This window comes from Pseudomonas sp. WMBT8 (assembly GCF_050916005.1).
GTDB lineage: Bacteria > Pseudomonadota > Gammaproteobacteria > Pseudomonadales > Pseudomonadaceae > Aquipseudomonas.
Map to the genome: position 1 here is coordinate 248,052 of NZ_CP188096.1, position 12,372 is coordinate 260,423.

Below are 12,372 nucleotides of genomic sequence, written 5' to 3' on the forward strand. Positions count from 1 at the left end.
CGCTACCTGAATTTCAGCAGAATGGCTACCGCTACCATCCAAGTGAAGGCAGTGATCGTCATTGTCATTTTGATGATCAGACGCCGTTTCAGGTGAGGTGGGAAGTTTTCGAGATCGACTGAGTCCAGCTCACCGACAATGAGAGACGCCCTCGGCCACACCACCATCCCGGCGATTTTTGATATCTCCCAGAGCGACCAAATCAAACCTCGTTTCCCCAGGCTGGTCCCCCAAATATAGATATAACGGCTGTTCTTCAACGCTTCTTTTATTTCGTCCATGTGACGACGGCTGAGGTACAGGCTGTATGAAAGACTCAACACGGCAAGCAGAATTGGGCCGCCTGCAACAATGAGGGCAATCCAAGTTGGCCAGGTATCAATACTGGTCACTGTTGTATGGACTCGTAAATTTTTTCACCTATGTATTCGCCACCCATGCTAGCGGCAGTCGTACCCGCCCATACGCCAGTTCCCACTACGGCCGCGACACAGACAACACCTCCGATACCTCCTGTAGCTACGCCAATTGCCAAGCAGATCGAGCCACTTGTATAACTCGCTATCACGCCAGCTAGAAGACCACCAGAAGTTGCGCCGGCGAACTTCCCCCCTTCAGTGAACTTGATTTTCTCGCAAGCTGCCGCATCACCCCCGTTACACACTTGCTGAATAGCCAACACCGAAGAAACACCACCAATCCCAATGGCGATATACCCACCCGTCTTCATGTATTTGGCGGCACGACTGATCGCATCCACATGCGTGGCATACCCCGGAATCTGTCCCGGTGCCCCCGCCTTGTCCCAGTGATGCACCAGGCTGCGACTGGATAGGCCAAGGGACGTTTTCAGTTTTGGGTGATCCCCAAGGGTTGTCTGGCCACGCAGGCGCGTGGAGTTCAGCAAGTGGGCATCCAGTTGGTTCAGCAAGCGCTGGCGATCAGACAAGAATTGCGGTGATTTGAGATGGCGGTGCTGCCGATAGCTGTCCTGATGCAAGCGCTCGATGGCTTGGAGGGTGTCACGCAAGTTGCTCAGGTGCTGTTCCATCACCACCGCGCTGACGCCCAGCCAGGTTGAGGTGTGGCCGATAAACCCGGCGATTTCTGCGCCGTGCCGGTACAGAAAGTCGGCCTCCTCGGGTGTCAGGGGCTCCAGCGCTGCGTCTACTTGCTGGGCGGCCTGCATCAACAGGGCTTCCTGGTAAGTGCAGGCGGTGTTGTTCGGATCACTCAACACGATGATCGAGCCGGCTTTAACCTCGCCCTTATAGGGGTTAAGCCCCTGAAACTTGCTCATGACGGCGGGGTTGTGCTCGGGGAAAAGGACCGCCTCCAACGCTTCGCGGGTCATGCTTTTGGGGACCACGTAGAACCCAGGTTCCTGGGGCTCAACGCTGTTGAATACGGCTGGAGCGCGATTGGCTGAAAGCGCCAGGCTGGATGAGGTCGCAGCTGCCGGTCGTTGGGTAACGGGTGGCGCGGTGGGTTCGGCGGCTCGCCTGGCCACTCGCGGTGCAGTGCCTTGGTTGCTGTAGGTCGCCGTGTACACCGAGGGAATCAGCCGCGCTCGGCAGGGGCAACTGCTGAAACTGTCCAGCGTGCCCGCTACAAGTTTGCCATGACTCTCTATGTGCGATATGCCACCGATAATCTGATAGATCTTCCTGTCTATGCCGCATGTGACTTCGCCCCCTTCGCGGGCATGAAGCAGACCGAATATAGTTACCCTCACATCTCCATCCAGGACGATCCCGCCGCAGGTGGTCTTGTCACCGCGACCAATGAAATGACCTTCACTCATTGTTATTTCCTATTGTTTTCGGTCGGGTAATGACGCGTTGCGAGCGTCCATTAATTTTTTATTTGGAAGTGGTTAAGTGTTATCTAATTAGCGGGTAGTCAACTGGTGTACGGTTTGCGGTTAAGCACTCAAATAGATTGCAAAAAATCTTCAGCTTTCGACACTCCCGCACGTAATATGATCAACGAAGAACTTTGCGGTGTATTGATGATTTCGTCACCGTTACTGAGCACGCTGCCCACTAATGCAATATGGCTGTAGTCTGCTCCTGCGGCGGTTACAATTTGTGCTTTAGTGCCGTCGTTGTATACAGCGTAATCACCTTTCTGCGCGGCGTGTACGTGCTGCCCATTAGGCAGTTTGAATTCCATCGGAGAAGTGGCTTGTTCAATAACGCCACCGTTGCGGGTTTGGCTGCCTTGCGCCGCGATTCGGTAAATAGCGATAGGAGGATGGGCTTTTCTGTATTCTTGCTGTTGCCTGACGAGGGTCAACACCTCTTCGTTGCAGGTGTCTTGTATGTTCTCCGTGATTTTCGACTTGTCTAGGTCGCGGAGAAAGTCAGCGCAAGCTTCGTTGGTGTGACGTGCAGGCTGGGCTGTATTCATTTTATATTCTCGTTCATGACGTGTGTGTTGCACTAAGCTTGGTGTATGCAGTGATTAAAACTAGGCGTAAGTGCCAGGTCGTCAGCCTGAAGAGATATAGGGTTTAAGTAAAGTCGGATGCCTCCGAAGTTAAGCTCATAAAGTTCTGAAGGAAAAATTCCATCTATTTAAATGATGGGAGTGATTCTGCGCATAGACAGCGATTACTTTGGTACTGCACCGTGAGTGTTCAGATGCCCGGTGTGCGGCACCGGGCGAAGGGCTTCCAACGCACTGCCTAACTCGGCCAATGCCACGCCGGCTCATCCAACACCCGCTGCCCCACAATCTGCGTCTGGCCCATCACCTTCTCCAGCACAATCGAATTGCATCCCTCGTCCTGCTGCAACGCCGCGATCAAGCGGCTGGCATGGGACACCACCCACACCTGGCATTGCCTTGATGCCTGGATGATCAGGCGCGCCAAGGCCGGCAACAGGTCCGGGTGCAGGCTGGTTTCCGGTTCGTTGAGCACCATCATCGTTGGCGGGCGTGGCGTCAGCAGGGCGGCGATCAGCAGCAGGTAGCGCAGGGTGCCGTCCGACAACTCCGCCGCCGACAGTGGCCTCAGCAACCCTTCCTGATAAAACTCAATGGCAAAACGTCCGCCCTGCAACGGCTGGATATTCAGGCGTGCGCCGGGAAACGCATCGCCGACTGCGCGCTGCAAGGCCTCGGGGTCGCCGATTTCGCGGATGGTCTGCAACGCGGCCGCGAGGTCGCGGCCATCGTGGTGCAACACCGCTGTGCGCGTACCCAATTGGGGCAGGCGCACTGGCGCATCGGCGTCGCTGCGAAAGTGGTCGTAGAAGCGCCAGCCGCGAATGCTTTCGCGCAGCATCAGCACTTCGGGCGAGCCGCGCAGGCTGCCGACCTGGTCGAACAGGCTGTGGTAGTCGGGCGTGTGTTGGGCCAGCACATCCCAGGCCCGCCCGTCTCGGGCGCGGATCATCGCCCCCGAGCGTTGCACCAGCAGGCTGGCCGGGCGATAGACGTGGCCGGCCCAGATGCATTCCTTCTTGATCTCGGGGTCCAGGGAAAAGTACGACGAACTGGGTACTGGCAAGCCCAGGGAAATCGCGTAGCTGAAGTCTTCGCCGGCAAAGCCCAGGCGCAAACGCTTGACGCCCTGGGGCACGCTGGCCTGCACCGCGACTTCGCCCTTGAGCATGCGCCGGCTGATGTTTTCGGGGCCGGCCCAGAACGTCGAGTCCAGGCCTCCTTCACGGGCCAGGGCATTGATAACGCCGCCCTGGGCGGTTTCCGCCAGCAGGCGCAAGGCGCGGTACAGGTTGGATTTGCCGCTGCCATTGGGGCCGGTGATCAGGTTCAGCCGATCCAGCGGTACCACCAATTTATTGATCGAGCGGTAATTGGCCACCGCTAAGGTTTTCAGCATCAGGGGCGTTCCCGGCCGGTATGGACCGCCATCTTACCCTGTAGGAGTCGGCTTGCCGGCGATCAACCGAGGCCACGTAATTCCCATAGTCGAAGGCGGAACCCTGAACTAAGCTCACAGTCGCATACACACTGGCACGTCGGTATCACGCAAAAGGAGCCTGCATGGGCGGTCCCACCTCAACAGTTATTTGTGGCCTTGCTCTGCTGGCATTGCTGAGCGGCTGTGGCCAGCAAAAGCCTGAACCCAAGGCCCATTCCAGGGTGTTTGTGCAAACCGTGCAGCCGTCCGATTTCGCGGCGGCGGTGACCCTTACCGGGGATATCCAGGCGCGGGTGCAGACCGATTTGTCGTTTCGCGTAGGCGGCAAGATTATCCAGCGCATGGTGGATGTGGGTGACCGCGTGACGGCCCGGCAAGTGCTGGCCAGGCTCGATCCCAAGGATTTGCAGACCAACGTCGATTCCGCCCAGGCCCAAGTGGTGGCGGAACAGGCGCGGGTCAAACAGACGGCGGCGGCCTTTGTGCGCCAGGAAAAACTCCTGCCCAAGGGCTACACCAGCCGCAGCGAGTACGACGCGGCCCAGGCCGCCTTGCGCAGCAGCCAAAGTGCCCTGGCGGCGGCGCAGGCGCAGTTGGCCAACGCCCGCGAGCAGTTGGGCTACACCGCCCTCATCGCCGAAGCGCCGGGGGTGATTACCGCGCGCCAGGCCGAAGTCGGCCAGGTGGTGCAGGCCACCGTGCCGATTTTCAGCCTGGCCCGTGACGGCGAGCGCGACGCGGTATTCAACGTCTACGAATCGCTGCTGGCGGAGCCACCGCCGGATGCGCCAATCACCGTCAGCCTGCTGGATAACCCGAGCATCAAGGCCGTGGGCCGGGTGCGTGAAGTGACCCCGGCCGTTGCGGCCAGCAGCGGCACGGTGCAGGTGAAGATTGCCCTGGAGGCCTTGCCCAAGGGCATGCAACTGGGTTCGGTGGTCAGCGCCACCGCCAACGGGCAAGCCAAGGCCAGCATCGAACTGCCTTGGGCTGCACTGACCAAGGATCTCAGCGAGCCCGCCGTGTGGCTGGTGGATGGCGACGGCAAGGCGCAATTGCACAAAGTCACTGTCGCGCGCTACCTGACCGGCAAGGTGATCATCAGCGATGGCCTCAAGGGCGGCGAAAAAGTCGTAGTGGCCGGTGGGCAATTGCTGCATCCAGGCATGGTGGTGGAGATCGCCCAGGCGCCGGACCAGGCCCAGGCCAGGGGCGTGCAGCCATGAAGCGCCTGACGCTGATCCTCGCCAGCAGCCTGTTGCTGATCGCCTGTTCCAAGGAAGAGCCGGCGCCGGAGCCTATAAGGCCGGTGCTCTGGGTCGAGGTGAAGGCCGAAGACCAGGCTCACCTCGGGCGCTTTGCCGGCAGCATCCAGGCGCGTTATGAAAGTAACCTGGGTTTCCGGGTGCCAGGGCGCATCGCCCGGCGTGCGGTGGATGTGGGCGCCGAAGTCGAAAAAGGCGCCTTGCTGGCGGTGCTCGACCCCACCGACCAGCAGAACCAGCTGCGCGCCGCCCAGGGCGACCTGGCGCGGATCCAGGCGCAATTTATCAACGCCCAGGCCAATGCGCGGCGCCAGCAGGAGTTGTTCAACCGTGGCGTCGGCGCCCAGGCGCAACTGGACATTGCCCAGACCGACCTGAAAACCACCCAGGCCTCCCTCGACCAGGCCAAGGCCTCGGTGGACCAGGCCAAGGACCAGCTCAACTACGCCGAGTTGCGCACTGACCACGGTGGCATCGTCACCGCCTGGAAAGCCGAGGCCGGCCAGGTGGTCAGCGCCGGCCAGCAAGTAGTGACCCTGGCCCGCCCGGATATCAAGGAAGCGGTGATCGACCTGCCCGCCGGCCTCGCCGAGCGTCTGCCGCCGGATGTGGTGTTCCTGGTGGCCAGCCAGTTGGACCCCAGCATCAACACCACCGCCACCGTACGCGAGATCGAGCCCCAGGCACAAAGCGCAACCCGCACCCGTCGCGCGCGCCTGACCCTGGCCCAGACGCCCCCGGCGTTCCGGTTGGGCACGGCGATCAGTGTGACCTTGAGCTCGGCCATCGCGCCCCGCATCGAGTTGCCCGCCAGCGCGGTGCAGGATGTCGAGGGCAAGGCCCGCATCTGGGTCATCGATATGCAGCAGCAGACCGTGCAACCCCGCGACGTGACCCTGGTCAGCCGTGATGCCAGCAGTGTCGTGCTCAACGGCGGCGTGCAGCCTGGCGAGCGGGTGGTCAGCGCCGGCGTCAATAGCCTCAAACCCGGACAAAAAGTCAAAACCGACGAGGACAGCCCGCGATGAAAGGGAGCTTCAACTTATCCGACTGGGCACTCAAGCATCAGTCCTTCGTCTGGTACCTGATGTTCGTTGCGCTGCTGATGGGCGTGTTTTCCTACATGAACCTGGGGCGCGAGGAAGATCCGTCCTTCACCATCAAGACCATGGTGATCCAGACCCGCTGGCCGGGCGCGACCCAGGAAGAAACCCTCAAGCAGGTCACCGACCGCATCGAGAAAAAGCTCGAAGAGCTGGACTCCCTGGACTATGTGAAAAGCTACACCCGGCCCGGTGAATCCACGGTTTTTGTGTTCCTCAAGGACACCACCAGCGCCAAGGCGATCCCCGAGATCTGGTACCAGGTGCGCAAGAAGATCGACGACATTCGCGGCACTTTCCCCCAGGGCTTGCAGGGACCGTCGTTCAACGACGAGTTCGGTGATGTGTTTGGCTCGGTGTATGCCTTTACCGCCGATGGCATGTCGATGCGCCAGTTGCGCGACTACGTCGAGCAGGTGCGCGCCGAAATCCGGGCGGTGCCGGGGCTGGGCAAGGTCGAGATGATCGGCCAGCAGGACGAAGTGATTTACCTGAATTTTTCCACGCGCAAACTGGCCGCCCTGGGGATTGACCAGCGCCAAGTGGTGCAGAGCCTGCAAGCGCAGAACGCGGTGACCCCGGCCGGGGTGATCGAGGCCGGGCCGGAGCGGATTTCGGTGCGTACCTCCGGGCAATTCGCCTCGGAAAAGGATCTGGCTGACGTCAACCTGCGGCTCAATGACCGCTTCTACCGCCTGGCGGATATCGCGGATATCAGCCGTGGCTATGTGGATCCGGCGCGGCCGATGTTCCGTTTCAACGGCCAGCAAGCCATTGGCCTGGCCATCGCCATGCAGAAGGGCGGCAATATCCAGGAGTTCGGCAAGGCCCTGCACCAGCGCATGGACGAGCTGACTGCCGACCTGCCGGTGGGCATCGGCGTGCACAAGGTGTCGGACCAGGCAGAGGTGGTGGAAGAGGCCGTCGGCGGCTTCACGAGTGCGCTGTTCGAAGCGGTGATCATCGTGCTGGTGGTGAGCTTTATCAGCCTGGGCCTGCGTGCCGGGTTGGTGGTGGCGTGCTCGATCCCGCTGGTGCTGGCACTGGTATTTGTCTTTATGGAGTACAGCGGCATCACCATGCAGCGGGTGTCGCTGGGTGCGTTGATCATCGCCCTCGGTTTGCTGGTGGATGACGCGATGATCACCGTGGAAATGATGATCACGCGCCTGGAAAAAGGCGAGACCCTGGAGCAGGCCGCGACCTACGCCTACACCTCCACCGCGTTCCCCATGCTCACCGGCACCCTGGTGACCGTGGCCGGCTTCGTGCCGATTGGCCTCAACGCCAGCTCGGCCGGCGAATACACCTTCACCCTGTTTGCGGTGATTGCGGTGGCGATGCTGGTGTCGTGGGTGGTGGCCGTGTTGTTTGCGCCGGTGATTGGCGTGCATATCCTCAGCAGCAAGGTCAAACCCCACAGTGAAGAGCCGGGGCGGATCGGGCGGGTGTTCAACGCCGGTATGCTGTGGGCCATGCGCAACCGCTGGTGGGCGATTGGCCTGACGGTGCTGCTGTTCGTGGCGTCGGTGTTTTCCATGCAGTTTGTGCAGAACCAGTTTTTCCCGTCGTCGGATCGCCCGGAAATCCTCGTCGACCTCAACCTGCCGCAAAACGCCTCGATCAACGAAACCCGCAAGGCCGTGGATCGGCTTGAGGCAATCATCAAGGACGACCCCGACATCGCACGCTGGAGCACCTATATCGGCCAAGGGGCGATCCGTTTCTACCTGCCCCTGGACCAGCAACTGGAGAACCCGTACTACGCGCAGTTGGTGATTGTCAGCAAGGGCCTGGAGGAGCGCGGCGCGTTGATCGAGCGCCTGCAAAAACGTTTGCGCGATGACTTCGTGGGCGTCGGCAGTTTTGTCCAACCCCTGGAAATGGGCCCGCCGGTCGGGCGGCCGATCCAGTACCGGGTGTCTGGCAAGGACATCGACCAGGTGCGCAAACACGCCATCGAACTGGCGACGTTGCTGGATAAAAATACGCACCTGGGCGAGATCATCTATGACTGGAACGAGCCGGGCAAAGTGCTGCGGGTCGATATCGCCCAGGACAAGGCGCGCCAGCTTGGGCTGTCGTCCGAAGACGTGGCGCAGTTGATGAACAGCGTGGTCAGCGGCTCGGCCGTGACCCAGGTACACGACGATATCTACCTGATCAACGTGGTCGGCCGCGCCGAAGACGCCGAGCGCGGCACCCCGGAAACCTTGCAGAACCTGCAGATCGTCACCCCCAGCGGCACCTCGATCCCATTGCTGGCCTTTGCCACCGTGCGCTACGAGTTGGAGCAGCCGCTGGTGTGGCGCCGTGATCGCAAGCCGACCATCACCATCAAGGCCGCCGTGCGCGACGAGATGCAGCCGACCGACCTGGTCAAGCAGCTCAAGCCTGAAATCGAGAAATTCAGCGCCGGCTTGCCGGTGGGCTACACGGTCGCTACCGGTGGCACCGTGGAGGAAAGCGGCAAGGCCCAGGGCCCGATTGCCAGTGTGGTGCCGTTGATGCTGTTCTTGATGGCGACCTTCCTGATGATCCAGTTGCACAGCGTGCAGAAAATGTTCTTGGTGGCCAGCGTGGCCCCACTGGGCTTGATCGGCGTGGTGTTGGCGCTGATTCCCACGGGCACGCCCATGGGCTTTGTGGCGATCCTGGGGATCCTGGCGTTGATCGGTATCATCATCCGCAACTCGGTGATCCTGGTGACCCAGATCGACGCCTACGAGCGGGATGGCTACACACCGTGGGACGCGGTGGTGCAGGCCACCGAACACCGGCGCCGGCCGATCCTGCTGACGGCGGCGGCCGCCAGCCTGGGCATGATCCCCATCGCCCGGGAAGTGTTCTGGGGGCCGATGGCCTACGCGATGATCGGCGGCATCATCATCGCCACCCTGCTGACGCTGCTGTTTTTGCCGGCGTTGTATGTGGCCTGGTACAAAATCCGCGAGCCCGCGTAGGAGTCGGCAAGCCGGCTCCTACAGCGCGGTAGGGGCCGTGGGAAACGTCTCAAAGTCCTAATGGGGCGTTTCTCAGGTAACCAATTGTTTTACCCTCCAGGCTTTCACTTGTGTGAAGGTCTTTGCCATGCCTCGTTGTCTGCGCCTTACCTTAATGGTTTGCATGCTACTGCTCTCACCCCTGGCGGTTGCCGGCACCGTGCTGGAAAACGCCCAATGGCGTATCGAACTCGACGCGGCGACCCTGGCTGTGCGCGTTACCCCCGCTGGCGGCGAACCGGTACTGGCCTCAAGCGGCGTGGCGGCCCATGAGGTCAGCCAGTTGCAACAGGCCGATCAACAGGCCAACTGGCAATGGGACAAGGGGGCCTATCACCTGAGCGCCACCCTGGACCAGCGCGACCTGATCCTTAGCGTCACCGCACGCGAGGCTGCTGAACTGGACATCCTCCGGCAACCGGCCAGCGCCATGGGCAAGGGTTTGATCTGGCCGCTCGCCGAGGGGCATTACATCCCCGCCGGCAATCGCCTGTGGCAAGACTTCCTGCTCGATTACGGCGATGTGAACAGCACCCAAGACCTCAGCCTGCCGTTATGGGGCGTCGACCACGCCAGCTTTACCCTCAACTGGCTGCTGACCAACCCCTACAACAATCGCTTGCAGTGGCATGCCGAGGGCCAGCGCCTGGGCTTGACGTTGCGCCATGAGTTCACCGCCCTGGACCCTGGCGCACCGATGACACTGCGCCTGAACCTGGGCGAAGCCGACTTGCTGGCCGGTGCCAAGCGCTATCGCCAGTGGCTGGTGGAGCAGGGCCTTTACGAGTCGTTGGCGCAAAAGCTGCAACGCCTGCCTGACGGCGAAAAACTGCTGGGTGCCAGCCATGTGTACCTGTGGGGCAACGACCTGCTGGGCCTTGGTGATGTACGCGATTGGCAGCAGCTACGCACATTGTTGCGCGCGGCTGATGGGTTGGGCGCGCAACTCAGGGGCCTGCTTGACCCGCAGGCGACGCAGGTGGTGCACGTCACCCAGCCGTTTCTGGATCGTTACCAGCAAGCCGTGTTGCTAAGAGGGCTCAACGCGGCCCTCGACAAAAAGGCGCGCCAGGGCTGGCAAGCCAAGACCGAGCCCGACATGCAGGCCCTCGCCGAAGGCTATGGGGTGGTCCGTCAGGCATTGGCGCAGGAGTTTGCCAGCGCCTTGACCGCGCCCCCCGAAACCTGGGGTAGCACCTTATCCGCCAAAACTATAAAGGCCCTGCAAGACAGTGGCCTACCACGCTTGCTATTGACCCTGGGCGAAGGCTGGGAGGGCGGGCTCTGGCACCCTGAGGCGGTACGCAAGGGCGTCGAGGCCGGGTACTTGATGGCGCCTTATGATTCCTATGAAACCGCGCTGGCGGACACGGAGAACCTCGACTGGACCACCGCGCACCTGGGCAGCCGGGCGTACCGCGACTGCGCGATCATGTTGAAAAATGGCCAGCTCAAGACCGGCTTCCAGAAGTCCGGGCACTACACCGACCCGCGCTGCGTGCGCCCGCTGCTGCAGGCACGGGTGACAGCGGTGCAGGCCAAGGCCGGGTTCAATGCCTGGTTTCTCGATGCCTACGCCACCGGCATGCTGTTTGACAGCTATCGCTCGGTACTGGGCATGACCCAGGCGCAGAACGCCGAGGGCAATATCGACGCGGCACGCTGGATTGGTAGCCACCTCCAGTTGCCGGTGGGCTCCGAAGACGGCAATGCCACCACCGCCCGCGGCGTGTTGTTCGCCCATGGCATGCAAACCCCGGTCATGGGCTGGGGCGACCGCGAGATGACCCAGGACAAGCAATCGCCTTACTACGTGGGCGCCTGGTATCCACCGGAGGAACCGGCGGTGTTCTTCAAGCGCGTGCCGCTCAAAGAGCCGCTGCGCAGCGTGTACTTTGCCCCGGCGATGCGCCTGCCGCTGTATCAGGCGGTGTTCCATGGCTCGGTCATTACCAGCCATCACTGGCTGTTCGACAGCCTGAAGCTGAGCAATGTGCAGGTGGAAAACGAGTTGACCCAGCTGCTTTACAACGTGCCGCCGCTCTATCACTTGAGCGCCGCTACCTTGAAGCAACGCTTGCCGATGATCCAGCGTCAGGATGGGTTTTTCCGCCCGTTGCATGAGCGTCTGGCGACCCAGGCGTTGACGGATTTTCGCTGGCTGAGCAACGACCGGCTGGTGCAGCAGACCACGTTTACCGATGGCACGCGGTTGGTGGCCAATTTTGCGCAGGAGCAGAGGGACGGGTATCCGGGGCGGAGTGTGACGGCGTGGGTGGTGGGTGAAAGTCCGGTGGTGTATCAGGTGGATCAGCAGCGCCCTTGAGTCCATCGCGGGCAAGCCCGCTCCCACAGGGGGGGCTCGACCAGGCAGGGAATTCTGGACACACCACAAAACCAATGTGGGAGCTGGCTTGTCGGGTCGCCGCATCGCTGCGATAGCGTCCGCTCAGACAACCCCTCCCTTACGCCACACACTGGCCAACCAGGGCTGCTGCTCGCGCGGTAGTCCTGCCGGGCGATAGTAGTGCTCCAACTCCACAAACCCCGCCGCCGCCAGCAGCGCCTGCCAGGCCGCAAGGTCGTGATACGAGCCATAACGCGGCCCGTTCCAGCCCTCCTGGTTTTGCCCCCTGGGATTGGAGCTGAACAACACCCCGCCCGGTTTCAGCGCAGCATGCAGTTGCTGGAGAATGCGCGGCAATTCCTGCTTGGGGATATGAAACAGCACCGCATTGGCAAAAATTCCGTCGAAGCGCGCGGCCGGCAGATCCAGTTTGAGGAAGTCCTGATGCAGTACCTCGCAGCCGCTGTCCTGGCGCGCCATCTGCGCGAAACGCTCGGCGCCATCCAGGCCCACGGCGATATGCCCAAGCCGGGTGAAGGTCTGCAAATCCCGCCCCGGCCCGCAGCCGAAGTCCAGCACGGTAAACGGTGCGGGCACCTGGATATGCCGCAGCAGTGCGTCGATGTTCTGGCTTACATCATGGTCGCGGGTGCCTTCGCGAAAGTCCTCGGCCACCTGGTTGTAGTGGCCCAAGGTGGTGGAGGTGATCTGGTCGAGGTCGTCGGGGGCGAGTTTCATGGCAGTCGGCACCAGGGCAAAGAAA

The 12,372-nt window shown here is 61.5% G+C and carries 9 protein-coding genes; 4 read left to right on the plus strand and 5 right to left on the minus strand.

Annotation, left to right across the window (positions count from 1 at the left end; translation table 11 throughout):
• Positions 1 to 2 precede the first annotated feature (2 nt).
• The 4 genes from ACO77H_RS01035 to ACO77H_RS01050 form a co-directional block, all read right to left on the minus strand.
• Positions 3 to 392: a hypothetical protein gene (locus tag ACO77H_RS01035; protein WP_172312426.1), complete on the minus strand. Its 390-nt coding sequence runs from the start codon at positions 390 to 392 to the stop codon at positions 3 to 5.
• A complete protein-coding gene (locus ACO77H_RS01040) occupies positions 389 to 1,804 on the minus strand; it encodes a PAAR domain-containing protein (RefSeq protein WP_432754868.1) in 1,416 nt (471 codons plus the stop codon). The genes ACO77H_RS01035 and ACO77H_RS01040 overlap by 4 nt, the downstream gene beginning before the upstream one ends.
• Positions 1,805 to 1,932: 128 nt before the next feature.
• A complete protein-coding gene (locus ACO77H_RS01045; RefSeq protein WP_169953920.1) occupies positions 1,933 to 2,412 on the minus strand; it encodes a hypothetical protein in 480 nt (159 codons plus the stop codon).
• A 277-nt stretch (positions 2,413 to 2,689) separates the two neighbouring features.
• The gene (locus ACO77H_RS01050; protein ID WP_432754869.1) at positions 2,690 to 3,850 is read right to left on the minus strand and encodes an AAA family ATPase; all 1,161 of its coding nucleotides are present in this window, start codon (positions 3,848 to 3,850) and stop codon (positions 2,690 to 2,692) included.
• Between the two features lie 164 nt (positions 3,851 to 4,014).
• Between ACO77H_RS01050 and ACO77H_RS01055 the strand changes: the two genes are divergently transcribed.
• The 4 genes from ACO77H_RS01055 to ACO77H_RS01070 all read left to right on the plus strand — a co-directional run bounded on the left by ACO77H_RS01055 (position 4,015) and on the right by ACO77H_RS01070 (position 11,588).
• On the plus strand, positions 4,015 to 5,118 hold the full coding sequence (locus ACO77H_RS01055; RefSeq protein WP_432754870.1) for an efflux RND transporter periplasmic adaptor subunit: 1,104 nt from the start codon (positions 4,015 to 4,017) through the stop codon (positions 5,116 to 5,118).
• Positions 5,115 to 6,185, plus strand: coding sequence for an efflux RND transporter periplasmic adaptor subunit (locus ACO77H_RS01060; protein ID WP_432754871.1), 1,071 nt, complete (start codon positions 5,115 to 5,117; stop codon positions 6,183 to 6,185). The genes ACO77H_RS01055 and ACO77H_RS01060 overlap by 4 nt, the downstream gene beginning before the upstream one ends.
• The gene (locus ACO77H_RS01065; RefSeq protein ID WP_169953916.1) at positions 6,182 to 9,223 is read left to right on the plus strand and encodes an efflux RND transporter permease subunit; all 3,042 of its coding nucleotides are present in this window, start codon (positions 6,182 to 6,184) and stop codon (positions 9,221 to 9,223) included. The genes ACO77H_RS01060 and ACO77H_RS01065 overlap by 4 nt, the downstream gene beginning before the upstream one ends.
• Positions 9,224 to 9,350: 127 nt before the next feature.
• A complete protein-coding gene (locus tag ACO77H_RS01070) occupies positions 9,351 to 11,588 on the plus strand; it encodes a glycoside hydrolase (protein WP_432754872.1) in 2,238 nt (745 codons plus the stop codon).
• A 123-nt stretch (positions 11,589 to 11,711) separates the two neighbouring features.
• Here ACO77H_RS01070 and ACO77H_RS01075 read toward each other — a convergent pair whose 3' ends face one another.
• Entirely contained in the window at positions 11,712 to 12,347 is a 636-nt protein-coding gene (locus ACO77H_RS01075) for a class I SAM-dependent methyltransferase (protein WP_432754873.1), read from the minus strand.
• Between the last annotated feature and the right edge of the window lie 25 nt (positions 12,348 to 12,372).